At 62.0% G+C, this 23,152-nt stretch carries 31 protein-coding genes; all 31 read left to right on the forward strand.

Going from position 1 to position 23,152, the window contains the following annotated elements; all coding sequences use genetic code 11:
- Positions 1 to 7: 7 nt before the first annotated feature.
- The 31 genes from rpoC to AC3IPM_RS04135 all read left to right on the forward strand — a co-directional run bounded on the left by rpoC (position 8) and on the right by AC3IPM_RS04135 (position 22,972).
- Entirely contained in the window at positions 8 to 4,243 is a 4,236-nt protein-coding gene (gene rpoC, locus AC3IPM_RS03985) for a DNA-directed RNA polymerase subunit beta' (RefSeq protein WP_489302649.1), read from the forward strand.
- Between the two features lie 337 nt (positions 4,244 to 4,580).
- On the forward strand, positions 4,581 to 4,955 hold the full coding sequence (rpsL, locus tag AC3IPM_RS03990; RefSeq protein ID WP_017356008.1) for a 30S ribosomal protein S12: 375 nt from the start codon (positions 4,581 to 4,583) through the stop codon (positions 4,953 to 4,955).
- Positions 4,956 to 4,967: 12 nt separating this feature from the next.
- Positions 4,968 to 5,435: a 30S ribosomal protein S7 gene (gene rpsG / locus AC3IPM_RS03995; RefSeq protein ID WP_019186122.1), complete on the forward strand. Its 468-nt coding sequence runs from the start codon at positions 4,968 to 4,970 to the stop codon at positions 5,433 to 5,435.
- A gap of 135 nt (positions 5,436 to 5,570) precedes the next feature.
- Positions 5,571 to 7,712 (forward strand): elongation factor G, encoded by a 2,142-nt coding sequence (fusA, locus tag AC3IPM_RS04000; RefSeq protein ID WP_489302651.1) that lies wholly within the window; start codon positions 5,571 to 5,573, stop codon positions 7,710 to 7,712.
- Between the two features lie 52 nt (positions 7,713 to 7,764).
- On the forward strand, positions 7,765 to 8,955 hold the full coding sequence (tuf, locus tag AC3IPM_RS04005) for an elongation factor Tu (protein ID WP_489302643.1): 1,191 nt from the start codon (positions 7,765 to 7,767) through the stop codon (positions 8,953 to 8,955).
- A 333-nt stretch (positions 8,956 to 9,288) separates the two neighbouring features.
- A complete protein-coding gene (gene rpsJ / locus AC3IPM_RS04010) occupies positions 9,289 to 9,600 on the forward strand; it encodes a 30S ribosomal protein S10 (RefSeq protein WP_010341589.1) in 312 nt (103 codons plus the stop codon).
- An 11-nt stretch (positions 9,601 to 9,611) separates the two neighbouring features.
- Positions 9,612 to 10,262: a 50S ribosomal protein L3 gene (gene rplC, locus AC3IPM_RS04015; protein ID WP_489302652.1), complete on the forward strand. Its 651-nt coding sequence runs from the start codon at positions 9,612 to 9,614 to the stop codon at positions 10,260 to 10,262.
- Positions 10,263 to 10,274: 12 nt separating this feature from the next.
- Positions 10,275 to 10,880: a 50S ribosomal protein L4 gene (gene rplD, locus AC3IPM_RS04020; protein ID WP_025879302.1), complete on the forward strand. Its 606-nt coding sequence runs from the start codon at positions 10,275 to 10,277 to the stop codon at positions 10,878 to 10,880.
- Positions 10,877 to 11,176 (forward strand): 50S ribosomal protein L23, encoded by a 300-nt coding sequence (rplW, locus tag AC3IPM_RS04025; protein ID WP_489294184.1) that lies wholly within the window; start codon positions 10,877 to 10,879, stop codon positions 11,174 to 11,176. The genes rplD and rplW overlap by 4 nt, the downstream gene beginning before the upstream one ends.
- A gap of 10 nt (positions 11,177 to 11,186) precedes the next feature.
- Positions 11,187 to 12,014 carry a 50S ribosomal protein L2 gene (rplB, locus tag AC3IPM_RS04030; RefSeq protein WP_489302653.1) on the forward strand — a complete coding sequence of 276 codons (828 nt, stop codon included), beginning with the start codon at positions 11,187 to 11,189 and terminating at the stop codon, positions 12,012 to 12,014.
- A 6-nt stretch (positions 12,015 to 12,020) separates the two neighbouring features.
- Entirely contained in the window at positions 12,021 to 12,290 is a 270-nt protein-coding gene (gene rpsS, locus AC3IPM_RS04035) for a 30S ribosomal protein S19 (RefSeq protein WP_017355409.1), read from the forward strand.
- Between the two features lie 12 nt (positions 12,291 to 12,302).
- Complete coding sequence (gene rplV / locus AC3IPM_RS04040) at positions 12,303 to 12,638, forward strand: 50S ribosomal protein L22 (protein ID WP_017355410.1); 336 nt, start codon at positions 12,303 to 12,305, stop codon at positions 12,636 to 12,638.
- Positions 12,639 to 12,655: 17 nt separating this feature from the next.
- Positions 12,656 to 13,387: a 30S ribosomal protein S3 gene (gene rpsC, locus AC3IPM_RS04045; RefSeq protein WP_038690288.1), complete on the forward strand. Its 732-nt coding sequence runs from the start codon at positions 12,656 to 12,658 to the stop codon at positions 13,385 to 13,387.
- Between the two features lie 5 nt (positions 13,388 to 13,392).
- Positions 13,393 to 13,806, forward strand: coding sequence for a 50S ribosomal protein L16 (gene rplP / locus AC3IPM_RS04050; RefSeq protein WP_068849463.1), 414 nt, complete (start codon positions 13,393 to 13,395; stop codon positions 13,804 to 13,806).
- Positions 13,806 to 13,991, forward strand: a complete 186-nt coding sequence (gene rpmC / locus AC3IPM_RS04055; protein WP_017355413.1) for a 50S ribosomal protein L29 — start codon at positions 13,806 to 13,808, stop codon at positions 13,989 to 13,991. The genes rplP and rpmC overlap by 1 nt, the downstream gene beginning before the upstream one ends.
- 11 nt (positions 13,992 to 14,002) lie before the next feature.
- Complete coding sequence (gene rpsQ, locus AC3IPM_RS04060; protein ID WP_038692463.1) at positions 14,003 to 14,272, forward strand: 30S ribosomal protein S17; 270 nt, start codon at positions 14,003 to 14,005, stop codon at positions 14,270 to 14,272.
- Positions 14,273 to 14,285: 13 nt separating this feature from the next.
- Entirely contained in the window at positions 14,286 to 14,654 is a 369-nt protein-coding gene (gene rplN, locus AC3IPM_RS04065; RefSeq protein WP_019186153.1) for a 50S ribosomal protein L14, read from the forward strand.
- A 15-nt stretch (positions 14,655 to 14,669) separates the two neighbouring features.
- Positions 14,670 to 14,987, forward strand: a complete 318-nt coding sequence (gene rplX / locus AC3IPM_RS04070; protein WP_228886387.1) for a 50S ribosomal protein L24 — start codon at positions 14,670 to 14,672, stop codon at positions 14,985 to 14,987.
- 11 nt (positions 14,988 to 14,998) lie between these two features.
- On the forward strand, positions 14,999 to 15,541 hold the full coding sequence (gene rplE / locus AC3IPM_RS04075) for a 50S ribosomal protein L5 (RefSeq protein WP_176990876.1): 543 nt from the start codon (positions 14,999 to 15,001) through the stop codon (positions 15,539 to 15,541).
- 18 nt (positions 15,542 to 15,559) lie between these two features.
- A complete protein-coding gene (rpsN, locus tag AC3IPM_RS04080; RefSeq protein WP_481474656.1) occupies positions 15,560 to 15,865 on the forward strand; it encodes a 30S ribosomal protein S14 in 306 nt (101 codons plus the stop codon).
- 266 nt (positions 15,866 to 16,131) lie between these two features.
- Positions 16,132 to 16,530 carry a 30S ribosomal protein S8 gene (rpsH, locus tag AC3IPM_RS04085; protein WP_019186156.1) on the forward strand — a complete coding sequence of 133 codons (399 nt, stop codon included), beginning with the start codon at positions 16,132 to 16,134 and terminating at the stop codon, positions 16,528 to 16,530.
- Positions 16,531 to 16,548: 18 nt separating this feature from the next.
- Complete coding sequence (gene rplF / locus AC3IPM_RS04090) at positions 16,549 to 17,076, forward strand: 50S ribosomal protein L6 (RefSeq protein ID WP_489302654.1); 528 nt, start codon at positions 16,549 to 16,551, stop codon at positions 17,074 to 17,076.
- 32 nt (positions 17,077 to 17,108) lie between these two features.
- A complete protein-coding gene (gene rplR / locus AC3IPM_RS04095) occupies positions 17,109 to 17,462 on the forward strand; it encodes a 50S ribosomal protein L18 (protein ID WP_019186158.1) in 354 nt (117 codons plus the stop codon).
- A 158-nt stretch (positions 17,463 to 17,620) separates the two neighbouring features.
- Positions 17,621 to 18,163 (forward strand): 30S ribosomal protein S5, encoded by a 543-nt coding sequence (gene rpsE, locus AC3IPM_RS04100; RefSeq protein ID WP_038690276.1) that lies wholly within the window; start codon positions 17,621 to 17,623, stop codon positions 18,161 to 18,163.
- Entirely contained in the window at positions 18,156 to 18,347 is a 192-nt protein-coding gene (gene rpmD / locus AC3IPM_RS04105) for a 50S ribosomal protein L30 (protein ID WP_489302655.1), read from the forward strand. The genes rpsE and rpmD overlap by 8 nt, the downstream gene beginning before the upstream one ends.
- A 4-nt stretch (positions 18,348 to 18,351) precedes the next feature.
- Positions 18,352 to 18,795: a 50S ribosomal protein L15 gene (rplO, locus tag AC3IPM_RS04110; protein WP_489302656.1), complete on the forward strand. Its 444-nt coding sequence runs from the start codon at positions 18,352 to 18,354 to the stop codon at positions 18,793 to 18,795.
- A 3-nt stretch (positions 18,796 to 18,798) separates the two neighbouring features.
- Entirely contained in the window at positions 18,799 to 20,154 is a 1,356-nt protein-coding gene (secY, locus tag AC3IPM_RS04115) for a preprotein translocase subunit SecY (protein ID WP_489302660.1), read from the forward strand.
- Positions 20,155 to 20,515: 361 nt separating this feature from the next.
- Complete coding sequence (rpsM, locus tag AC3IPM_RS04120; RefSeq protein WP_019186163.1) at positions 20,516 to 20,872, forward strand: 30S ribosomal protein S13; 357 nt, start codon at positions 20,516 to 20,518, stop codon at positions 20,870 to 20,872.
- A gap of 12 nt (positions 20,873 to 20,884) precedes the next feature.
- Positions 20,885 to 21,274: a 30S ribosomal protein S11 gene (gene rpsK / locus AC3IPM_RS04125; protein WP_017355427.1), complete on the forward strand. Its 390-nt coding sequence runs from the start codon at positions 20,885 to 20,887 to the stop codon at positions 21,272 to 21,274.
- A gap of 14 nt (positions 21,275 to 21,288) precedes the next feature.
- Positions 21,289 to 21,918, forward strand: coding sequence for a 30S ribosomal protein S4 (gene rpsD / locus AC3IPM_RS04130; RefSeq protein WP_332809126.1), 630 nt, complete (start codon positions 21,289 to 21,291; stop codon positions 21,916 to 21,918).
- A 55-nt stretch (positions 21,919 to 21,973) separates the two neighbouring features.
- A complete protein-coding gene (locus tag AC3IPM_RS04135) occupies positions 21,974 to 22,972 on the forward strand; it encodes a DNA-directed RNA polymerase subunit alpha (protein WP_489302662.1) in 999 nt (332 codons plus the stop codon).
- Positions 22,973 to 23,152: the final 180 nt, after the last annotated feature.

Below are 23,152 nucleotides of genomic sequence, written 5' to 3' on the forward strand. Positions count from 1 at the left end.
AAACACCATGAAAGACTTGCTGAACCTCTTCAACCAGCAGCGCCAGACGCTGGACTTCGACGCGATCAAGATCGCGCTGGCCTCGCCGGACCTGATCCGTTCGTGGTCCTTCGGCGAAGTGAAGAAGCCGGAAACCATCAACTACCGTACCTTCAAGCCGGAGCGTGACGGCCTGTTCTGCGCCGCCATCTTCGGGCCGGTCAAGGACTACGAGTGCCTGTGCGGCAAGTACAAGCGCATGAAGCACCGCGGTGTCGTGTGCGAAAAGTGCGGCACCGAAGTCACCCTGGCCAAGGTCCGTCGCGAGCGCATGGGCCACATCGACCTGGCATCGCCGGTCGCGCACATCTGGTTCCTCAAGTCGCTGCCGTCGCGCATCGGCCTGATGCTGGACATGACCCTGCGTGACATCGAGCGCGTGCTGTACTTCGAAGCCTACGTGGTGACCGAGCCGGGCCTGACCGCCCTGGAACGCCGCCAGCTGCTGACCGAAGAACAGTACCTGCAGGCACGCCAGGAACACGGCGACGACTTCGATGCCGCCATGGGCGCCGAGGCCGTGTACGAACTGCTGCGCACCATCGACCTGCAGTCGGAAATGACCCGCCTGCGCGAAGAAATCGCCAGCACCGGTTCGGAAACCAAGCTCAAGCGCCTCACCAAGCGCATCAAGCTGGTCGAAGCCTTCCTCGAGTCGGGCAACCGTCCGGAGTGGATGGTCATGACCGTGCTGCCGGTGCTGCCGCCGGACCTGCGTCCGCTGGTGCCGCTGGACGGTGGCCGCTTTGCGACCTCCGACCTGAACGATCTGTACCGCCGCGTCATCAACCGCAACAACCGCCTGCGCCGCCTGCTTGAGCTGAACGCGCCGGACATCATCGTGCGCAATGAAAAGCGCATGCTGCAGGAATCGGTCGATGCGCTGCTGGACAACGGCCGTCGCGGCCGTGCCATCACCGGCACCAACAAGCGCCCGCTGAAGTCGCTGGCCGACATGATCAAGGGCAAGCAGGGTCGCTTCCGTCAGAACCTGCTGGGCAAGCGCGTGGACTACTCGGGCCGTTCGGTCATCGTGGTCGGTCCGTACCTGCGCCTGCACCAGTGCGGCCTGCCGAAGAAGATGGCGCTGGAACTGTTCAAGCCGTTCGTGTTCGCCAAGCTGCAGCGTCGTGGCCTGGCCACCACCATCAAGGCCGCCAAGAAGCTGGTCGAGCGCGAAGAAGCCGAAGTCTGGGACATCCTGGAAGAGGTCATCCGCGAGCATCCGGTGATGTTGAACCGTGCGCCGACCCTGCACCGTCTGGGCATCCAGGCGTTCGAGCCGGTCCTGATCGAAGGCAAGGCCATCCAGCTGCACCCGCTGGTCTGCACCGCGTTCAACGCCGACTTCGACGGTGACCAGATGGCCGTCCACGTGCCGCTCTCGCTGGAAGCCCAGCTGGAAGCGCGTGCGCTGATGATGTCCACCAACAACATCCTGTCGCCGGCCAACGGCGAGCCGATCATCGTGCCGTCGCAGGACGTCGTGCTGGGTCTGTACTACATGACCCGCTCGCTGGAAAACAAGAAGGGCGAGGGCATGGCCTTCGCCAACATCGCCGAAGTGAAGCGTGCCTACGACAACCGCGTGGTGGAACTGCACGCGCGCGTCAAGGTCCGCATCACCGAAGTGGTGACCGACGAAGACGGCAACAAGCAGAACAAGACCTCGATCGTGGACACCACGATCGGTCGCGCCCTGCTGGCTGAAATCCTGCCGGAAGGCCTGCCGTTCGCGCTGGCCAACACCGAGCTGACCAAGAAGAACATCAGCCGCCTGATCAACTCCAGCTACCGTCAGCTGGGCTTGAAGGACACGGTCGTGTTCGCCGACAAGCTGATGTACACCGGCTTCGCCTACGCCACCCGCGCAGGCGTGTCGATCGGCATCGACGACATGCTGATCCCCGACGAGAAGAAGGGCATCCTCACCGAGGCCGAAGCCGAAGTGCTGGAAATCCAGGAGCAGTACCAGTCGGGCCTGGTCACCGCCGGCGAGCGCTACAACAAGGTGGTCGACATCTGGTCGCGTACCAATGAACGCATCGCCAAGGCGATGATGGACACCATTGGTACCGAGAAGGTGATCAACGCCAAGGGCGAGACCATCGACCAGAAGTCGATGAACTCGCTGTACATCATGGCCGACTCCGGTGCACGTGGTAGCCAGGCGCAGATCCGTCAGCTGGCCGGTATGCGTGGCCTGATGGCGCGTCCGGATGGCTCGATCATCGAAACGCCCATCAAGGCGAACTTCCGTGAAGGCCTGAACGTGCAGGAGTACTTCAACTCCACCCACGGTGCCCGTAAGGGTCTGGCCGATACCGCGCTGAAGACCGCCAACTCGGGTTACCTGACCCGTCGTCTGGTGGACGTGGCGCAGGACGTGGTCATCACCGAGGTGGATTGCGGTACCACCGAAGGCCTGACCATGACCCCGATCGTGGAAGGCGGCGACGTCGTGGAGCCGTTGAAGGACCGCGTGCTGGGTCGTGTCGTGGCCGAGGACGTGTTCCTGCCGGGCAACGACGAAGATCCGATCGTGACCCGCAACACGCTGCTGGACGAAGCGTGGGTGGCCAAGCTTGAAGACGCCAGCGTGCAGTCGGTGAAGGTCCGTTCGACCATCTCCTGCGCCTCGCCCTTCGGTGTGTGCGCCCATTGCTACGGCCGCGATCTGGCCCGCGGCCACATCGTCAACATCGGTGAAGCGGTCGGCGTCATCGCCGCGCAGTCGATCGGTGAGCCGGGTACCCAGCTGACCATGCGTACGTTCCACATCGGTGGTGCGGCTTCGCGTGCGGCGGCGGTGGACAACATCACCGTCAAGACCACCGGTTCGGTCAAGTTCAACAACCTCAAGTCGGTGGCCCACGCCAGTGGCTCGCTGGTCGCGGTCTCGCGCTCGGGTGAAATCTCGGTGCTCGATGCCCACGGTCGTGAGCGTGAGCGTTACAAGCTGCCGTACGGTGCGACGATCACGTCCAAGGACGCTGATTCGGTCAAGGCTGGCCAGACCGTGGCCAACTGGGATCCGCATAACCACCCGATCGTGTCCGAAGTGGCGGGTTTCATCCGCTTCATCGACTTCATCGACGGCGTCACCGTCATCGAGAAGACCGACGAACTGACCGGCCTGGCATCGCGTGAAATCACCGATCCCAAGCGTCGTGGTTCGCAGGCCAAGGACCTCCGTCCGATCGTGCGTATCGTGGATGCCAAGGGCAATGACCTGACCATCCCGAACACCGATCTGCCGGCCCAGTACCTGCTGCCGCCGCGCTCCATCGTCAACCTGCAGGACGGCGCCGCCGTCGGCGTGGGCGACGTGGTCGCCAAGATCCCGCAGGAAGCGTCCAAGACCCGTGACATCACCGGTGGTCTGCCGCGCGTTGCCGACTTGTTCGAAGCCCGCAAGCCGAAGGATCCGGCGATCCTGGCCGAGCGTTCGGGCATCATCAGCTTCGGTAAGGACACCAAGGGCAAGCAGCGCCTGATCATCAAGGACACCGATGGTTCGGAACACGAAGAGCTGATCCCGAAGTACCGTCAGGTGATCGTGTTCGAAGGCGAGCACGTGACCAAGGGCGAAACCATCGTGGACGGCGAGCCGAGCCCGCAGGACATCCTGCGTCTGCTGGGTGTCGAACCGCTGGCGGCCTACCTGGTCAAGGAAATCCAGGACGTGTACCGCCTGCAGGGCGTGAAGATCAACGACAAGCACATCGAGGTGATCACCCGCCAGATGCTGCGCAAGGTTGAGATCACCGACCAGGGCAGCAGCAAGTTCCTCAATGGCGAGCAGGCCGAGCGCCAGCGCGTGATCGAGGAAAATGCACGCCTGAATGCCCGCAACGAACTGATCGCGCGTTTCGATCCGGTCCTGCTGGGTATCACCAAGGCATCGCTGGCCACCGAGTCGTTCATCTCGGCCGCGTCCTTCCAGGAAACCACCCGCGTGCTGACCGAGGCGGCCGTCCGCGGCACCAAGGACAACCTGCGCGGCCTGAAGGAAAACGTGATCGTCGGCCGTCTGATCCCGGCCGGTACCGGTCTGTCCTACCACGCCAACCGTCGTCGCAACGCCTCCGGGCTGACCGATTCGGAAATGCAGACCCTGTCCGGTTCCCCGGTCGTGGCTGACGTGGCCGTGGTGGAAGCAGCGTCGGCCGAAGCTGAACAGGCTCCGGGCAGCGACGAGTGATCGACCGGTCCGGCTCTTCGGGGCCGGACCACAGAATCAGCAGATCCGGCCCTGGCCGGATCCGCACTCCACCGTCCGCGCCGCTGGCGCGATGGCGGCGGATGAGGTAGGATGCCGCCCGGCCTCGAAAGGGGTCGGACGACAACCTGAACGGGGGGCATGGAGAAGGCTCCCCTGTAACGGCCCGGGATCAGGGCTGGCTTGGCGCGTGCGCATTTGACTGCGTTTTCGCCAGGTTGCTACAATCGTCTGTCTCAGCAGGCCGGTTTCTCGCCTGCTCGCACATTTCCGCATTCATGGCCAGTTTTTCATTGGCCTCTCTCAGAAGAACATACTGATGGCGACGATCAATCAGCTTGTCCGCAAGCCGCGGCAGGCCACCACTTATAAGAGTGCCTCGCCGGCACTTGACAAGTGCCCCCAGCGCCGTGGCGTTTGCACGCGCGTGTACACCACCACCCCGAAGAAGCCGAACTCGGCACTCCGCAAGGTTGCCAAGGTTCGCCTGACCAACCAGGAAGAGGTCATCAGCTACATCGGTGGTGAAGGCCATAACCTGCAGGAGCACTCCGTGGTGCTGATCCGTGGCGGTCGCGTCAAGGATCTCCCGGGCGTTCGCTACCACACCGTGCGTGGCTCGCTGGACGCCTCCGGCGTTGCCAAGCGTCGCCAGGGCCGTTCCAAGTACGGCGCCAAGCGTCCGAAGAGCTAAGGGAAAGCACACATGTCTCGTAAAGGTAATACGCCGCAGCGCTCTGTCCTGCCGGATCCGAAGCACGGAAGTGAAACCATCGCACGCTTCATCAACATGGTGATGCTGAGCGGCAAGAAGTCGGTCGCTGAAAAGATCGTCTATGGCGCCATGGACGTGATCGGTGAGAAGAACCCGAATTCCGTCGAGCTGGTTCAGAAGGCTCTGGAAAACGTGGCTCCGTCGGTCGAAGTCAAGTCCCGCCGTGTCGGTGGTGCCACCTACCAGGTGCCGGTCGAAGTGCGTTCGTCGCGCAAGATGGCGCTGGCAATGCGTTGGCTGATCGACTCCGCGCGTAAGCGTGGTGAGAACACCATGCCGAAGAAGCTGGCTGCCGAACTGCTGGACGCCTCGGAAAATCGTGGTGGCGCCATCAAGAAGCGCGAAGAAACCCACCGTATGGCCGAAGCCAACAAGGCGTTCGCCCACTACCGCTGGTGAGTTTGACGGCCTTGCAAAACAGGCACGGCGGCACTCAATAGTGCCGCCCCGCGGCACCTGGGGTGCCGCGCCAATCCGAAGGCCGCCGAAAGGCGGCGTTCGGCCATCCGAATTCCAAGAAATTGAGAGGCTCCCGTGGCCCGCAACACTCCCATCGAGCGTTACCGCAACTTCGGCATCATGGCTCACATCGATGCCGGCAAGACCACCACGTCCGAGCGCATCCTGTTCTACACCGGCAAGAGCCACAAGATCGGTGAAGTGCACGACGGCGCTGCCACCATGGACTGGATGGAGCAGGAGCAGGAGCGTGGCATCACGATCCAGTCCGCTGCCACCACCGCGTTCTGGAAGGGCATGGACAAGTCCCTGCCGGAGCACCGCTTCAACATCATCGATACCCCCGGGCACGTTGACTTCACCATCGAAGTCGAGCGCTCGCTGCGCGTGCTCGATGGCGCGGTGTTCGTGCTGTGTGCCGTCGGTGGCGTGCAGCCGCAGTCGGAAACCGTGTGGCGCCAGGCCAACCGGTACAAGGTGCCGCGCATTGCGTTCGTCAACAAGATGGACCGCACCGGCGCGAACTTCACCAAGGTCGTTGGCCAGCTGAAGGCCAAGCTGGGCGCTACCGCCGTGCCGATGCAGCTGCCGATCGGCGCTGAGGAAGGCTTCAAGGGCGTGGTCGACCTCATCAAGATGAAGGCCATCCATTGGGACGAAGCTTCCCAGGGCATGAAGTTCGAGTACCTGGAAATCCCGGCTGACATGCAGGCGGAGGCCGAAGAGGCCCGCACCTACATGATCGAAGCGGCTGCCGAAGCCAGCGAAGAGCTGATGGAAAAGTACCTGGGCGGCGAAGAGCTGACCGAGGCCGAGATCGTCGAAGCCCTGCGCGTGCGCACCCTGGCGACCGACATCGTGCCGATGTACTGCGGTTCCGCGTTCAAGAACAAGGGCGTGCAGGCCATGCTGGACGGCGTGGTGCAGCTGCTGCCGTCGCCGATCGACGTGCCGGACGTGACCGGTACCGACGTGGATGACGAAACCGTTGCGCTGAGCCGCAAGTCCGATGACAAGGCGCCGTTCTCGGCGCTGGCCTTCAAGATCATCACCGACCCGTTCGTGGGCGCGCTGACCTTCTTCCGTGTCTATTCGGGCACGCTGAACGCCGGCGACCAGCTGTTGAACTCGGTGAAGGGCAAGAAGGAGCGCATCGGCCGCATCCTGCAGATGCATTCCAACGATCGCGAAGAGATCAAGGAAGTGCTGGCCGGTGACATCGCCGCGGCCGTGGGTCTGAAGGACACCACCACCGGTGACACCCTGTGCTCGCAGGAACACCCGATCATCCTGGAGCGCATGGTGTTCCCGGAGCCGGTCATCTCGATGGCCGTCGAACCGAAGACCAAGTCCGACCAGGAAAAGATGGGTCTGGCCCTGGGCCGTCTGGCTCAGGAAGATCCGTCGTTCCGCGTCAAGACCGACGAAGAATCCGGCCAGACCATCATCTCGGGCATGGGCGAGCTGCACCTGGACATCATCGTTGACCGCATGAAGCGCGAGTTCAACGTGGAGGCCAACGTCGGCAAGCCGCAGGTTGCGTACCGCGAAACCATCCAGATGGCTGACGTCAAGTCGGACTACAAGCACGCCAAGCAGTCCGGTGGTAAGGGTCAGTACGGTCACGTCGTGATCGAGCTGTCGCCGATCACCGCTGAAGACCGCGCCGATCCGAAGCTGTCCGCTGCGATCAAGGATGATTTCCTGTTCGTCAACGACATCACCGGTGGCGTGATTCCGAAGGAATTCATTCCGTCGATCGAAAAGGGCCTGCGCGAAACCATCACCAGCGGTCCGCTGGCCGGCTTCCCGGTCGTGGACGTGAAGGTGAAGCTGGTGTTCGGCTCGTACCATGACGTCGACTCCTCGGAAATGGCGTTCAAGCTGGCCTCCTCGATGGCCTTCAAGCAGGGCTTCCAGAAGGCCAAGCCGGTTCTGCTGGAGCCGATCATGAAGGTCGAGATCGTGACCCCGGAGGATTACCAGGGTGACGTGATGGGCGACGTCAGCCGCCGTCGTGGCGTGCTGCAGGGTTCGAGCACCACCGGTGACGGTTCGGCCAGCATCATCAACGCGATGATCCCGCTGGGCGAAATGTTCGGTTACGCCACCTCGCTGCGTTCGCAGACCCAGGGTCGCGCAACGTTCACGATGGAATTCGACCACTACGAGCCGGCGCCGAACAACATCGCCGAATCCGTGATCAAGAAGTCCTGAGCGTAAGCTCAGGTCTCAACCTCTTTCTTTCTTACATTCAAGGGTTACAACCATGGCAAAGGGTAAGTTCGAGCGCACCAAGCCGCACGTCAACGTCGGCACCATCGGTCACGTCGATCACGGCAAGACCACGCTGACCGCCGCACTGACCAAGATCGGTGCTGAGCGCTTCGGTGGCGAGTTCAAGGATTACTCCGCGATCGACGCCGCGCCGGAAGAAAAGGCTCGTGGCATCACGATCTCGACCGCACACGTCGAATACGAATCCGCCAACCGTCATTACGCCCACGTCGATTGCCCGGGCCATGCTGACTACGTCAAGAACATGATCACCGGTGCTGCGCAGATGGACGGCGCGATCCTGGTCTGTTCGGCTGCTGACGGCCCGATGCCGCAGACCCGCGAGCACATCCTGCTGTCGCGTCAGGTCGGCGTGCCGTACATCGTTGTCTTCCTGAACAAGGCTGACATGGTGGACGACGCCGAGCTGCTCGAGCTGGTGGAGATGGAAGTCCGCGAACTGCTGAGCAAGTACGACTTCCCGGGCGATGACACCCCGATCATCTCGGGTTCGGCCCGCCTGGCGCTGGAAGGCGACCAGAGCGACATCGGCGTGCCGGCCGTGATCAAGCTGGTCGAGGCGCTGGACACCTGGATTCCGACCCCGGAACGCGACGTGGACAAGGCATTCCTGATGCCGGTCGAAGACGTGTTCTCGATCTCGGGCCGCGGCACCGTGGTGACCGGTCGTATCGAACGCGGCATCATCAAGGTCGGCGAAGAAATCGAAATCGTCGGTATCCGTCCGGTCCAGAAGACCACCGTGACCGGCGTGGAAATGTTCCGCAAGCTGCTCGACCAGGGTCAGGCAGGCGACAACGCCGGTCTGCTGCTGCGCGGCACCAAGCGTGACGACGTCGAGCGTGGCCAGGTGCTGGCCAAGCCGGGTTCGATCAAGCCGCACACCCAGTTCGACTCGGAAGTGTACGTGCTGTCGAAGGACGAGGGCGGCCGTCACACCCCGTTCTTCAAGGGCTACCGCCCGCAGTTCTACTTCCGTACCACCGACATCACCGGTGCGGTTGAACTGCCGGAAGGCGTGGAAATGGTCATGCCGGGCGACAACGTGAAGATGGTTGTCACCCTGATCAACCCGGTCGCCATGGATGAAGGCCTGCGCTTCGCGATTCGCGAAGGCGGTCGTACCGTCGGCGCCGGCGTGGTCTCCAAGATCCTGCTGTAATCTGCTAGAATCTGCGCCCCGATGTTGCCTGGGTAGGGCATCGGGTCGCACTTAAATGGGAAAAGAGGCGCAGGATGCTCCTCGTGTTCCCCGGACCAGGAAGGGTCGCGCCATTCAGGCAGTGTCAACAGGTCCCCTGTTGACCGCCGCGTTGTATGCGCGCTATACTTTTTGTCTGGGCAGATCGGGAGACCGGTCTGCCTCGATTTTTGAGGTCTACGGAAAGATCTTGTCGCCGCACGGGAATGTGCGGCGTCTGCATTCAGGATATTCATGGGACAAGGCAACCCAGAGGCCTTGTCCGTCGCTCTTTTAACGAAGGAACCCACCGTCATGGCGGACCAAAAGATCCGGATTCGGCTGAAGGCGTTCGATCATCGTTTGATCGACCGTTCGGCCAGCGAGATCGTAGAAACGGCAAAGCGGACCGGCGCGCAAGTGCGTGGCCCGATCCCCCTGCCGACCAAGATCGAGCGTTACACCATTCTCGTCTCCCCGCACGTCGACAAAGACGCGCGTGACCAGTACGAGACCCGCACGCATAAGCGCGTGCTCGATATCGTTGACCCGAACGACAAGACCGTGGACGCGCTGATGAAGCTCGAACTGGCTGCCGGCGTCGACGTTCAGATCAAGCTGACCTGAGGACTACGACCATGACGAAGAAATATTCGTTGGGCTTCGTGGGCCGCAAGGCTGGCATGAGCCGCGTGTTCACCGAAGATGGCCAGGCCATCCCGGTGACCCTGATTGAAGCTACCCCGAACCGCATCGCGCAGATCAAGACCGTCGAAGCTGACGGCTACAGCGCCGTGCAGGTGACTGTCGGCGCGCGTCGCGCTGCCCTGGTCAACAAGCCCGAATCCGGTCACTTCGCCAAGGCGAAGGTTGAAGCCGGCCGTGGCCTGTGGGAATTCCGCGTTGAAGACGCCCAGCTCGGCGAATTCGCCGTCGGTGGCGAAGTCAAGGCGGACATCTTTGAAGTTGGCCAGAAGGTCGACGTCCAGGGTGTCACCAAGGGTAAGGGCTTCCAGGGCACCATCAAGCGCTACAACTTCCGTATGGGCGATGCAACCCACGGTAACTCGCTGTCGCATCGCGCGCCGGGTTCCTTGGGCCAGCGCCAGACCCCGGGTCGCGTTTTCCCGGGTAAGAAGATGTCCGGCCACATGGGTTCGGTGCAGCAGAGCACCCAGAACCTTGAAGTGGTGAAGGTCGATGTCGAGCGTGGTCTGATCGCAATCCGTGGTGCCGTTCCGGGCGCAGCGGGTGGCGATGTGATCGTTCGTCCGGCTAGCAAGGCATAAGGAGAGATGACGATGGAACTCGTTATCACGGGTAGCAACAACAAGGTCTCGGTCTCCGATGCCGTGTTCGGTCGCGATTTCAGCGAAGATCTGGTTCACCAGGTCGTCGTTGCTTACCGCAACGCCGGTCGCGCCGGCACCAAGGCACAGAAGACTCGTTCTGAAGTGGCTGGTACCACCAAGAAGTCGAAGAAGCAGAAGGGCGGCGGCGCGCGTCATGGCGCACTGACGGCTCCGATCTTCGTCGGCGGTGGTGTCACCTTCGCGGCCAAGCCGCGCAGCTTCGAGCAGAAGGTCAACCGCAAGCAGTACCGTGCCGCCATGTGCGCGATCCTGTCCGAGCTGAACCGTCAAGGCCGTCTGACCATCGTGGAGTCCTTCGATGTCGAAGCGACCAACACGAAGGCGCTGATCGCCAAGCTGGCCGGCCTGGAAGTGGGCAAGCGCCCGCTGATCGTCACCGAAGAGGCTTCCGAGCACCTGTACCTGTCGGCACGCAACATTCCCTACGTGGAAGTGCGTGACGTCCAGGGTCTGGACCCGGTGTCGCTGGTCGGTGCCGACACGGTCGTCATCACCGCTGACGCGGTCAAGAAGGTCGAGGAGTGGCTGGCATGAGCAGCAACGAAAAAATCTTCAGCGTGCTGCGTGCCCCGCGTGTCTCCGAAAAGACCGCGCGCCTGCAGGAACATTCCAACCAGTATGTCTTCGAAGTCTCGAACGAAGCCACCAAAGCCGATGTAAAGGCCGCGGTTGAGCAGCTGTTCGACGTCAAGGTCGAAGCGGTCAACGTGCTGAACGTGAAGGGCAAGAACAAGTCCTTCCGTAACCGCACCGGCCGCCGCGGCGATTGGCGGAAGGCGTACGTGCGTCTCGCCGATGGCCAGTCCATCGATGTAACGGCCAAGGCCTGAGGTACATCCCATGCCATTGATGAAATTCAAGCCCACTTCCCCCGGCCGCCGTTCGGCCGTGCGCGTGGTTACGCCCGATCTGCACAAGGGCGCACCGCACGCAGCGTTGCTGGAGCCGAAGAGCAATTCCGGTGGTCGTAACCACCACGGTCGCATCACCACCCGTCATATCGGTGGTGGTCACAAGCAGCACTACCGTCTTATCGACTTCAAGCGCAACAAGGAAGGCATTCCGGCGCGCGTGGAACGCATCGAATACGATCCGAACCGCACCGCCCATATCGCCCTGCTGTGCTACGTCGACGGCGAACGCCGCTACATCATCGCACCGAAGGGCCTGAAGGCCGGTGACCAGGTGATCGCGGGTTCGGATGCGCCGATCAAGACCGGTAACACCCTGCCGCTGCGCAACATCCCGGTCGGTACCACTGTCCACGGCATCGAGCTGAAGCCGGGCAAGGGTGCACAGATCGCACGTGCCGCCGGCGCCGCCGTGCAGCTCGTCGCTCGTGAAGGTATCTACGCCACCCTGCGCCTGCGCTCGGGTGAAATGCGTAAGGTGCCGGTCGAGTGCCGCGCCACCATCGGTGAAGTCGGTAACGACGAGCACAACCTGGAAAAGCTGGGCAAGGCTGGCGCCAAGCGCTGGCGCGGTGTTCGCCCGACCGTTCGTGGTGCTGCCATGAACCCGGTTGATCACCCGCACGGTGGTGGTGAGGCGAAGGCCGGCCAGGGTAATCCGCATCCGGTCACCCCGTGGGGTGTCCCGACCAAGGGTTACAAGACGCGCAAGAACAAGCGCACCCAGCAGTTCATCGTCCGCGATCGTAGGGGCTAATCGACCATGGCACGTTCACTCAAGAAGGGCCCGTTCGTCGATCACCACCTCGTCAAGAAGGTGGAGGCCGCTGCGGGTAGCAAGAAGCCGATCAAAACCTGGTCGCGCCGTTCGATGATCCTGCCGGAAATGGTAGGCATCACCATCGCCGTTCATAACGGTAAGAACCACGTTCCGGTGCTCGTCAACGAGAACATGGTCGGCCACAAGCTCGGCGAATTTGCCATCACCCGGACCTTCAAGGGCCACGGTGGTGACAAGAAGTCGGGCAAGTAAGGAGAGATGACAATGGAAGCGAAAGCAATCCTGCGCTCCGCGCGCATCTCTGCGCAGAAAGCCCGCCTGGTCGCAGACCAGGTGCGCGGCCTGCCGGCCGAGCGTGCGGTCAACCTGTTGAAGTTTTCGGATAAGAAGGCTGCCCACCTGATCAAGAAGGTGGTGGAGTCGGCTATCGCAAATGCCGAAAACAACCAGGGCGCTGACGTCGACGAGCTGAAGGTACAGACCATCATGGTAGATGAAGGTCCGACCCTGAAGCGTTTCATGGCGCGGGCGAAAGGCCGCGGCACCCGCATCCTCAAGCGCACCAGCCACATCACTGTGGTTGTGGGCGCCGGCAAGTAAGCGGAAAGGAAAACACCATGGGTCATAAAGTTCATCCGATTGGTATCCGCCTCGGCATCTCCAAGGACTGGAACTCCAAGTGGTACGCCAACAAGGGCGAGTTCGCTGGTTATCTGGCGGCCGACCTTAAGGTGCGGGAAATGCTGCGCAAGAAGCTCGCGCAGGCCGGCATCAGCAAGATCCTGATCGAGCGTCCGGCAAAGACCGCTCGCGTGACGATCCACACCGCCCGTCCGGGCGTGGTGATCGGCAAGCGCGGTGAGGACATCGAGAAGCTGCGTAAGGAAGTGAGCGAAATGATGGGCGTCCCGGCGCACATCAACGTCACCGAAGTGCGCAAGCCCGAGTTGGACGCACAGCTGGTTGCCGAGTCGATCGCGCAGCAGCTGGAGCGTCGCATCATGTTCCGCCGTGCAATGAAGCGCTCGGTCGGCAACGCGATGCGTCTGGGTGCCCTGGGCATCAAGGTCAACGTCGGTGGCCGCTTGAACGGTGCAGAAATCGCCCGTTCGGAGTGGTACCGCGAAGGCCGCGTGCCGCTGCACACGCTGCGTGCCGACATCGACTATGGCTTCGCTGAAGCCAAGACGACCTACGGCATCATCGGCATCAAGGTCTGGATCTACAAGGGCGAGGTTTTCGATTTCTCCCAGGTTGGCCAGGAAAAGCAGGACGATTCCCCGCGCAACGATCGTAACGATCGCGGCGACCGTGGTGACCGTCAGCGCCCGGCCCGTGAAGCGAGGTAACGACAATGTTGCAACCCAAGCGAACCAAGTACCGCAAGGTACACAAGGGCCGTAACGATGGCCTGAGCTGGAGCGCCAACGCTGTCAGCTTCGGCGAATACGGCCTGAAGGCAACCGCTCATGGTCAGCTGACCGCGCGTCAGATCGAAGCGGCTCGCCGCTCGATCAGCCGCTACGTCAAGCGCGGCGGCAAGATGTGGATCCGAGTGTTCCCCGACAAGCCGATCACCAAGAAGCCCATCGAAGTCCGAATGGGTTCTGGTAAGGGCAACGTGGAGTACTGGGTCGCCCAGATCCAGCCCGGCCGCATGATCTATGAAATTGAAGGTGTGGGTGAAGACGTGGCTCGCGAGGCGTTCCGCCTGGCGGCTGCCAAGCTCTCCGTGACCACCACCTTCGTGACCCGGACGGTGATGTAATGGATATCAAACAACTTCGCGAAAAGTCGGCTGACGATCTGAAGGCCCACCTGACCGACCTGCGTAAGGAGCAGTTCTCGCTCCGTATGCAGCAGGTCACCGGCCAGCTGCCGAAGACTCACGAAACCCGCCGGGTCCGCCGCGAGATTGCTCGCGTCAAGACCCTGCTCGGCAGCACCAAGTAAGGATGGCCGCGATGAGCGACAATACTGAAAACAAAGCGCTGCGCACGGTCGAAGGCCGTGTCGTCAGCAACAAGATGGACAAGACGGTCACCGTGTTGGTGGAACGCCTGGTCAAGCACGCCCTGTACGGCAAGTACATCAAGCGTTCGACCAAGCTCCACGCACACGACGCCGACAACGCCTGCAATGAAGGCGATGTCGTGCGCGTGACCGAGATTGCTCCGATGTCCAAGACCAAGAACTGGCGCGTGGTGGAAGTCATCACGCGTGCGGCTGAATAAGGAGATCTGAATCATGATCCAGATGCAGAGCTACCTCGACGCCGCGGACAACTCCGGTGCCAAGGAACTGATGTGCATCAAGGTGCTGGGTGGTTCCAAGCGCCGTTACGCGCACATCGGTGACATCATCAAGGTCACCGTGAAGGATGCAATCCCGCGCGGCAAGGTCAAGAAGGGTGAAGTGTATGACGCCGTCGTGGTGCGTACCCGTAAGGGTGTGCGTCGCGCCGATGGCTCGCTGATCCGTTTCGACGGCAATGCCGCTGTCCTGCTCAACAACAAGCAAGAGCCGATCGGCACGCGCATCTTTGGACCGGTTACTCGTGAACTGCGTTCGGAGAAGTTCATGAAGATCGTCTCGCTCGCTCCCGAAGTGCTGTGAGCGGAGGACCTAAACATGGCTAACCGTATCAAGAAGGGCGACCAGGTTGTCGTCAACACCGGCAAGGACAAGGGCAAGCAGGGCGAAATCGTCCGCGTCGACGGCGATCGTGTGATCGTCGCCAACGTGAACATCGTCAAGCGCCACACCAAGCCGAACCCGCAGGCAGGCGTTGCCGGCGGCGTGGTCGAGCGTGAAGCGTCGATCCATATCTCCAACGTGAATGTGCTTAACCCGGCTTCCGGCAAGGGCGAGCGCGTTGGCTTCAAGGTGCTGGAGGATGGACGCAAACTGCGTGTGTTCCGCTCCAGCGGTGAGGCGCTCGACGCCTGAGGAATGGTCTGATGAATACCCGTCTCGAAAAGTTCTACAAGGAAGAAGTGGTGCCGGCGCTGATGAAGCAGTTCGGCTACACCAATCCGATGCAGGTCCCGAAGCTGGTCAAGGTCACCCTGAACATGGGTGTCGGCGAAGCGGCGACCAACAAGAAGATCCTGGAAAATGCCGTCGCCGACATGGCCAAGGTCTCCGGTCAGAAGCCGATCGTGACCAAGTCCCGCGTCTCGGTGGCATCGTTCAAGATCCGCGATGGTTGGCCGATTGGCTGCAAGACCACGCTGCGTCGTGAAAAGATGTACGAGTTCATGGATCGTCTGATCAACATCTCGTTGCCGCGCGTGCGCGACTTCCGTGGTGTCTCGGGTCGTTCCTTCGACGGTCGCGGCAACTTCAACATGGGCGTGAAGGAACAGATCATCTTCCCGGAAATCGACTTCGACGCTGTCGACGCGATCCGCGGCATGGATATCGCCATCACCACCACCGCCAAGACCGATGCGGAAGCGAAGGCGCTGCTCGCAGCGTTCAAGTTCCCGTTCCGTAACTGATACGTCGAGGAATCCGAAATGGCAAAGACCTCCATGGTCAACCGCGATCTGAAGCGTGCCAAGCTGGCCGTCAAGTACGCTGGTAAGCGTGAAGAGCTGAAGAAGATCATCTCCAGCACGACCGCTTCGTATGACGAAAAGGCTGACGCCGTGGTCAAGTTGCAGAAGCTGCCGCGCGATTCGTCGCCGAGCCGCCACCGCAACCGCTGCGAACTGTCCGGCCGCCCGCGTGGCGTCTACAGCAAGTTCGGCCTGGGCCGTAACAAGCTGCGTGAAGCCACCATGCGCGGCGACGTGCCGGGCCTGCGCAAGGCCAGCTGGTAAGGGATTCGTCCCTTCACCTGTCCCGCGTCTTCACGTCGTGGGGCAGGGGGGATGGGCCGGTTTCACCGGTTCATACCCCAAATAAGAGAGCCCGGCGCAAGTCGGGCTCTTTTTGCCGTATACTTCCGCTTCTCACCTGCCCGAAAGGGGTGGTGTAGAGCGGACCGTTGGTCCGCTGACCAACACGCAACAGGGTTCTGGCCCATCCCAGGAACACAGCAAGATTTTCGCGAAAGCGGATATCGGTGCACTCAAAGGTATCGACTATGAGCATGACTGATCCCATCGCCGACCTGCTGGTACGCATCAAGAATGCGGCCGCGGTTGGCAAGCAGACGGTGAAGGCACCGTCGTCCAAGATCAAGGTTGCAATCGCAGAAGTGTTGAAGGCCGAAGGCTACATCACCGACCTGCGCGTGACCAAGATCGAGAACAACAAGGCCGAACTTGAAATCGTCCTGAAGTATTTCGAAGGCAAGCCGGTCATCGAGACCCTGAAGCGCTTCTCGCGTTCGGGCCTGCGCCAGTACCGTGGCAAGTCTGAGCTGCCGAAGGTCCTCAACGGCCTGGGCATCTCCATCATCTCCACCTCCAAGGGCATCATGACTGATGCGCAGGCGCGCCAGTTGGGCGTCGGCGGCGAAGTCCTGTGCTTCGTGGCCTAAGGCGAGAAGGAACCAACTATGTCCCGCGTAGCCAAGAAGCCGGTCAACCTGCCCAAGGGCGTTGAACTGAACATCCAGCCGGAATCCGTCAGCGTGAAGGGCCCGAAGGGCACCCTGTCGCTGCCCAAGGTTGCTGGCGTTGAAATCACCGTTGAAAACGGCGTTGCCAGCCTGGCCGCCAACGATCCGTCGCTGACTGCCCTCACCGGCACCGTGCGCGCGATCCTGGCCAACATGGTCCACGGCGTCACCGAAGGCTTCGAGCGCAAGCTTGAGCTGGTCGGCGTCGGCTACCGTGCCGCCATGCAGGGCAAGGACCTGAGCCTGTCGCTCGGTTTCTCGCACCCGGTCGTGTTCGTGGCGCCGGAAGGCATCACCATCAGCACCCCGACCCAGACCGAAGTTCTGGTCCAGGGCACCGACAAGCAGCGCGTTGGTGAAGTGGCCGCCAAGATCCGTGGCTTCCGTCCGCCGGAGCCCTACAAGGGCAAGGGTGTGAAGTACGCCGGCGAAGTCATCATTCGTAAGGAAGCCAAGAAGGCCTAATTCAGGTCCTCAGCTTTCCAAGGAAAAAGATCATGAACAAGAACATCGCTCGCCTGCGTCGCGCCAAGTCGACCCGTGCTCACATCCGCGTTCTCGGCGTGCCGCGTCTGTCGGTGCTGCGCACCGGTCAGCACCTGTACGCCCAGGTCTTCACCGCCGATGGCTCCAAGGTGCTGGCTGCTGCCAACACCACCCAGGCCGACGTCAAGGAAGGTCTGAAGAATGGCAAGAACAGCGACGCCGCCGCCAAGGTGGGCAAGCTGGTTGCCGAGCGCGCCAAGGCTGCGGGCATCGAGAAGGTCGCTTTCGACCGCTCGGGCTACCGCTACCACGGCCGCATCAAGGCACTCGCCGATGCAGCCCGCGAAGGCGGCCTGCAGTTCTAAGGGATAAGGAAGCGGGGCATGTCCCCGCTTCCGCCTGCCTGCCGGCGTGGGTTACGCCGGCCGACGTCCTTCTTCTGCAAGGGCGCTCGGTTCACCGCTTCATTTCACAGCTATAAGCGGCCTCGAGCCGTACATACCCAATCAATCAAGGAATCAACATGGCAGAAGAACGTCAGCAGCGGGGTCGCGATCGCGACCGTAACCGCGAAGAGAAAGTCGACGACGGCATGATCGAGAAGCTGGTTGCGGTCAACCGCGTCAGCAAGACCGTCAAGGGCGGTCGTCAGTTCACCTTCACCGCACTGACCGTGGTCGGTGACGGCGCAGGCAAGGTCGGTTTCGGCTACGGCAAGGCACGCGAAGTGCCGGTCGCCATCCAGAAGTCGATGGAGCAGGCTCGCAAGAACCTGGCCGACGTCGATCTGAATAACGGCACCCTGTGGCACCCGGTGAAGTCCGGCCACGGCGCAGCCCGCGTGTTCATGATGCCGGCCTCCGAAGGTACCGGTGTGATCGCCGGTGGTGCCATGCGCGCCGTCCTGGAAGCCGTTGGCGTCAAGAACGTGCTGGCCAAGGCCGTCGGTTCGCGCAACCCGATCAACCTGGTTCGCGCCACGTTGAAGGGTCTGAGCGAAATGCAGTCGCCGGCCCGCATCGCGGCCAAGCGCGGCAAGAAGGTGGAGGATCTCAACCATGGCTAATGACACCAACAAGACCGTCAAGGTCCGTCTGGTTCGCGGCCTGCGTGGCGCTCAGTCCCTTCACCGCCTGTCGGTGCGTGCGCTGGGCCTGGGCAAGCTCAACGATGTCCGTGAACTGAAGGACAGCCCGCAGGTTCGCGGTCTGATCAACAAGGTCCACTACCTCGTCAAGGTTGAGGAATAATCCAATGACTATGCGTCTCAATGAACTGAGCCCGGCACCGGGCGCTCGTAAAGAGCGTACCCGCGTCGGTCGCGGCATCGGCTCCGGCCTGGGCAAGACCTGCGGCCGCGGCCACAAGGGTTCTTTCGCCCGTAAGGGTGGCGGCAAGATCAAGGCAGGCTTCGAAGGCGGCCAGACCCCCATGCAGCGTCGTCTGCCGAAGGTCGGTTTCCGTTCCAAGATTGCCAAGGACACCGCTGAAGTGCTGTCCTACCAGCTGGATCGTCTGGAAGCCGGTGAGATCGACTTTGCCGCGCTGCGCGCTGCCAAGCTGGTCCCGAGCACCGCAAAGCGAGCCAAGATCGTCATGAAGGGCGGCCTGACCAAGGCCTTCACCCTGAAGGGCGTCGCTGCAACGGCCAGTGCCAAGGCCGCGATCGAAGCTGCCGGCGGCAGCGTACAGGAGTAAGACATGGCGCAAGCTGGCATTGGTAACCTCGGCGGCGGGCTCGGCAAGTTCACGGAACTTCGCCAGCGACTGCTGTTCGTAGTCGGGGCATTGATCGTCTATCGCATCGGCTGTTATGTGCCGGTGCCGGGCGTCAATCCTGATGCCATGCTTGCGCTCATGCAGGCGCAGGGCGGCGGCATCGTGGACATGTTCAACATGTTCTCGGGCGGCGCCCTGCACCGTTTCAGCATTTTCGCGCTGAACGTGATGCCGTACATTTCGGCGTCCATCGTGATGCAGCTGGCGGTCCATATCTTCCCGGCATTGAAGGCAATGCAGAAGGAAGGTGAGTCGGGCCGTCGCAAGATCACCCAATATTCCCGTATCGGCGCCGTGTTGCTGGCGGTGGTGCAGGGCGGCAGTATCGCCCTGGCCCTGCAGAACCAGCTCTCGCCGAGCGGTGCACCGGTCGTCTACGCACCGGGCATGGGCTTCGTGCTCACCGCCGTGGTCGCACTGACCGCAGGCACCATTTTCCTGATGTGGGTTGGCGAGCAGGTCACCGAGCGCGGTATCGGCAACGGTGTGTCGCTGATCATCTTCGCCGGCATCGTTGCCGGCCTGCCGGGCGCGGTCATCCACACCGTGGAAGCCTACCGCGACGGCAACATGAGCTTCATCTCGCTGCTGCTGATCGTGCTGGTGGTGCTGGCCTTCACCTACTTCGTGGTGTTCGTCGAGCGCGGACAGCGTCGGATCACGGTGAACTACGCGCGCCGCCAGGGTGGCCGCAATGCGTACATGAACCAGACCTCGTTCCTGCCGCTGAAGCTGAACATGGCGGGCGTGATCCCGGCCATCTTCGCCTCCAGCATCCTGGCATTCCCGACCACCCTGGCCATGTGGTCCGGCCAGGCCAGCTCGGCGACGTGGCTGCAGAAGGTGGCCAACGCGCTGGGTCCGGGCGAGCCGCTGCACATGATCGTGTTCGCTGCGCTGATCACCGGTTTCGCGTTCTTCTATACCGCGCTGGTGTTCAACTCGCAGGAAACCGCCGACAACCTGAAGAAGTCGGGCGCGCTGATTCCGGGCATCCGTCCGGGCAAGGCCACCGCTGACTACGTCGATGCCGTGCTGACCCGCCTGACGGCCGCCGGTTCGCTGTACCTGGTGATCGTCTGCCTGCTGCCGGAAATCATGCGTACCCAGCTGGGCGCCTCGTTCTACTTCGGCGGCACCTCGCTGCTGATCGTGGTGGTGGTGGTGATGGACTTCATTGCCCAGATCCAGGCGCACCTGATGTCGCACCAGTACGAGAGCCTGCTGAAAAAGGCCAACCTGAAGGGCGGCAATCGCGGCGGTTTTGCCCGCGGCTGAGAAGCCTGTTACACTTTCGTCTTCCTGACGTGATGGTCCTCCGCTTCGCGGACTCTGGCCACACAAACGAAGGGCGGCCCCCGCAGCGGTTCCGGGTGGGGGTGAGATCGGGTCGTCCTGCGCTGGAGTAGCGCGGGCGACGCCGGAGAAGGGCACGAAAGCGCCTTTTTCCGGGGTCAACCTGGTCCGGCGCCGGAGCCTGGGCACACTCCCTGGGCCGAGTTCGTGAAACCTTGTGTTTCACGGGCTTCCAAGTAAACCGGAACCTTGTTAGTATCGCTGGCTCACTTTTTGATCCATCCTGCCGGATTGGCGCACCCTGGGTGCGCTGTCGGCCATCACTCAGCTGGAGAATCGCGTCATGGCGCGTATTGCAGGCGTCAACCTGCCAGCCCAGAAGCACGTCTGGGTCGGGTTGCAAAGCATTTACGGCATCGGCCGTACCCGTTCGAAGAAGGTCTGCGACGCCGCAGGCGTGACCTCGACCACCAAGATCCGCGATCTGTCGGAGCCGGAAATCGAGCGTCTGCGTCTCGAAGTCGGCAAGTACATCGTGGAAGGCGATCTGCGCCGTGAAATCGGCATCGCGATCAAGCGCCTGATGGACCTGGGCTGCTACCGCGGTCTGCGTCACCGTCGTGGCTTGCCGTTGCGCGGTCAGCGCACCCGTACCAACGCCCGCACCCGCAAGGGCCCGCGCAAGGCGATCAGGAAGTAAGGGACCTAAGAAATGGCTAAGCCCGTCGCTAAGACCAAGAAGAAGATCAAGCGCGTCGTCACTGACGGCGTCGCCCACGTCCACGCTTCTTTCAACAACACCATCGTGACCATCACCGATCGCCAGGGCAATGCTCTGTCGTGGGCGACGTCCGGTGGCGCTGGCTTCCGCGGTTCGCGTAAGTCCACCCCGTTCGCTGCCCAGGTGGCTGCCGAGAAAGCCGGCCGCGCCGCGCTTGACTACGGCGTCAAGTCCCTGGAAGTCCGAATCAAAGGCCCGGGTCCGGGTCGTGAGTCGGCCGTGCGCTCGCTGAACAACGTGGGCTACAAGATCACCAACATCATCGACGTGACGCCTATCCCGCACAACGGGTGCCGTCCGCCGAAGAAGCGTCGCGTCTAAAGGAGCGATAAGAAATGGCTCGTTATATCGGTCCTACCTGTAAGCTCGCCCGCCGCGAAGGCGCCGACCTTTCCCTCAAGAGCCCGGCGCGTGCGCTGGACTCCAAGTGCAAGCTGGAGCAGAAGCCCGGCCAGCACGGCGCCACTGCCCGTAAGGGCAAGCTGTCCGACTACGCTACCCAGCTGCGTGAAAAGCAGAAGGTCAAGCGTATCTACGGTCTGCTGGAGCGTCAGTTCCGCAACTACTACAAGAAGGCCTCGACCAAGAAGGGCAACACCGGCGAGAACCTGCTGCAGCTGTTGGAAACCCGTCTGGACAACGTCGTCTATCGCATGGGCTTCGCAGTGACCCGTCCGGCTGCTCGTCAGCTGGTCTCGCACCGCGGTGTCACCGTGAACGGCAAGTCGGTCAATCTGGCTTCGTACCAGGTCAAGGCTGGCGACGCTGTTGCTCTGTCCGAGAAGGCTGCCAAGCAGCTGCGCGTTCAGGAAGCCCTGACCGTTGCTGCCACGCACGACCTGCGTCCGTCGTGGGTTGAAGTGGATTCCGGCAAGTTCGCCGGCATCTTCAAGGCTGTTCCGGATCGTGCGGACCTGCCTGCGGATATCAACGAAGCGCTGATCGTCGAGTTGTATTCGAAGTAATTCACATTGGAGAATCCCCGGCGACGGCCGGGGATTCACTAGGAGAACCCGCAACATGACGGTTACCGCCAACCAGGTTCTGCGTCCTCGTGGTCCGCAGATCGAACGCCTTACCGACACCCGCGCCAAGGTCGTTATCGAGCCCTTGGAGCGTGGTTACGGGCATACGCTGGGCAATGCCCTGCGTCGCGTGCTGCTGTCGTCCATCCCGGGCTTCGCCGTCACGGAAGTTGAAATCGACGGCGTGCTGCACGAGTACACCACTCTCGAAGGTATGCAGGAAGACGTGCTGGAAGTCCTGCTCAACCTGAAGGACGTGGCCATCCGTATGCACACGGGTGACAACGCGACGCTGTCGCTGTCCAAGCAGGGTCCGGGTGTCGTGACCGCTGCCGATATCAAGGTCGACCACAACGTCGAGATCCTCAACAACGACCATATCATTTGCCACCTGACCAAGGACACGGCAATCAATATGCGTTTGAAGATCGAGCGTGGTTTCGGCTACCAGCCGGCGGCTGCACGCCGTCGTCCGGATGAAGAAACCCGTGCCATCGGTCGTCTGGTCCTGGACGCCTCGTTCTCGCCGGTCCGTCGCGTCGCCTATTCGGTGGAAGCGGCCCGCGTTGAACAGCGTACCGATCTGGACAAGCTCGTGCTGGACATCGAAACCAACGGCACGATCGATGCCGAGGAAGCCGTGCGCACTGCCGCGGATATCCTCAGCGATCAGCTGTCGGTCTTCGGTGACTTCACCCACCGCGACCGCGGTGCTGCCAAGCCGGCCAACAACGGCGTGGATCCGGTGCTGCTGCGCCCGATCGACGATCTGGAATTGACCGTCCGCTCGGCCAACTGCCTCAAGGCAGAGAGCATTTACTACATCGGCGATCTGATCCAGAAGACCGAAGTGGAACTGCTCAAGACCCCGAACCTCGGCAAGAAGTCGCTGACCGAGATCAAGGAAGTCCTCGCACAGCGCGGTCTTTCGCTTGGCATGAAGCTGGAGAACTGGCCGCCGGCCGGTGTCGCCCAGCACGGCATGCTCGGCTGATCCAGTACGACGCAAGATGCTTGACCCCGCACCTTCGGGTGCGGGGGCTTCACCCGCAAGACCTCGCACCGACAGGCCGATAGCCTGCGGTGACGGTCGGCCAGGAGGGCCGGCATCGGACCAACCGCAGTCCAAGCAACAACGCCAGGATGGCGACAGCGATACCCAACCGATTCAACA

It is taken from the genome of Stenotrophomonas sp. GL_111 (genome assembly GCF_057835245.1).

Bases quoted from the DNA above. Each gene is read 5' to 3' on its own strand.
- rplB (WP_489302653.1), top strand. From the start codon at position 11,187: ATGCCATTGATGAAATTCAAGCCCACTTCCCCCGGCCGCCGTTCGGCC.
- rpsG (WP_019186122.1), top strand. From the start codon at position 4,968: ATGTCTCGTAAAGGTAATACGCCGCAGCGCTCTGTCCTGCCGGATCCG.
- rpsS (WP_017355409.1), top strand. From the start codon at position 12,021: ATGGCACGTTCACTCAAGAAGGGCCCGTTCGTCGATCACCACCTCGTC.
- rpsL (WP_017356008.1), top strand. From the start codon at position 4,581: ATGGCGACGATCAATCAGCTTGTCCGCAAGCCGCGGCAGGCCACCACT.
- rplW (WP_489294184.1), top strand. From the start codon at position 10,877: ATGAGCAGCAACGAAAAAATCTTCAGCGTGCTGCGTGCCCCGCGTGTC.
- rpsM (WP_019186163.1), top strand. From the start codon at position 20,516: ATGGCGCGTATTGCAGGCGTCAACCTGCCAGCCCAGAAGCACGTCTGG.
- rpmC (WP_017355413.1), top strand. From the start codon at position 13,806: ATGGATATCAAACAACTTCGCGAAAAGTCGGCTGACGATCTGAAGGCC.
- rpsC (WP_038690288.1), top strand. From the start codon at position 12,656: ATGGGTCATAAAGTTCATCCGATTGGTATCCGCCTCGGCATCTCCAAG.
- rpsJ (WP_010341589.1), top strand. From the start codon at position 9,289: ATGGCGGACCAAAAGATCCGGATTCGGCTGAAGGCGTTCGATCATCGT.
- rpsD (WP_332809126.1), top strand. From the start codon at position 21,289: ATGGCTCGTTATATCGGTCCTACCTGTAAGCTCGCCCGCCGCGAAGGC.
- secY (WP_489302660.1), top strand. From the start codon at position 18,799: ATGGCGCAAGCTGGCATTGGTAACCTCGGCGGCGGGCTCGGCAAGTTC.
- rpoC (WP_489302649.1), top strand. From the start codon at position 8: ATGAAAGACTTGCTGAACCTCTTCAACCAGCAGCGCCAGACGCTGGAC.
- rplF (WP_489302654.1), top strand. From the start codon at position 16,549: ATGTCCCGCGTAGCCAAGAAGCCGGTCAACCTGCCCAAGGGCGTTGAA.
- rplV (WP_017355410.1), top strand. From the start codon at position 12,303: ATGGAAGCGAAAGCAATCCTGCGCTCCGCGCGCATCTCTGCGCAGAAA.
- rplD (WP_025879302.1), top strand. From the start codon at position 10,275: ATGGAACTCGTTATCACGGGTAGCAACAACAAGGTCTCGGTCTCCGAT.
- rpmD (WP_489302655.1), top strand. From the start codon at position 18,156: ATGGCTAATGACACCAACAAGACCGTCAAGGTCCGTCTGGTTCGCGGC.
- rplN (WP_019186153.1), top strand. From the start codon at position 14,286: ATGATCCAGATGCAGAGCTACCTCGACGCCGCGGACAACTCCGGTGCC.
- rplE (WP_176990876.1), top strand. From the start codon at position 14,999: ATGAATACCCGTCTCGAAAAGTTCTACAAGGAAGAAGTGGTGCCGGCG.
- rpsQ (WP_038692463.1), top strand. From the start codon at position 14,003: ATGAGCGACAATACTGAAAACAAAGCGCTGCGCACGGTCGAAGGCCGT.
- rplO (WP_489302656.1), top strand. From the start codon at position 18,352: ATGACTATGCGTCTCAATGAACTGAGCCCGGCACCGGGCGCTCGTAAA.
- AC3IPM_RS04135 (WP_489302662.1), top strand. From the start codon at position 21,974: ATGACGGTTACCGCCAACCAGGTTCTGCGTCCTCGTGGTCCGCAGATC.
- rpsE (WP_038690276.1), top strand. From the start codon at position 17,621: ATGGCAGAAGAACGTCAGCAGCGGGGTCGCGATCGCGACCGTAACCGC.
- rpsN (WP_481474656.1), top strand. From the start codon at position 15,560: ATGGCAAAGACCTCCATGGTCAACCGCGATCTGAAGCGTGCCAAGCTG.
- rplX (WP_228886387.1), top strand. From the start codon at position 14,670: ATGGCTAACCGTATCAAGAAGGGCGACCAGGTTGTCGTCAACACCGGC.
- rplP (WP_068849463.1), top strand. From the start codon at position 13,393: ATGTTGCAACCCAAGCGAACCAAGTACCGCAAGGTACACAAGGGCCGT.
- rplC (WP_489302652.1), top strand. From the start codon at position 9,612: ATGACGAAGAAATATTCGTTGGGCTTCGTGGGCCGCAAGGCTGGCATG.
- rpsK (WP_017355427.1), top strand. From the start codon at position 20,885: ATGGCTAAGCCCGTCGCTAAGACCAAGAAGAAGATCAAGCGCGTCGTC.
- rplR (WP_019186158.1), top strand. From the start codon at position 17,109: ATGAACAAGAACATCGCTCGCCTGCGTCGCGCCAAGTCGACCCGTGCT.
- tuf (WP_489302643.1), top strand. From the start codon at position 7,765: ATGGCAAAGGGTAAGTTCGAGCGCACCAAGCCGCACGTCAACGTCGGC.
- rpsH (WP_019186156.1), top strand. From the start codon at position 16,132: ATGAGCATGACTGATCCCATCGCCGACCTGCTGGTACGCATCAAGAAT.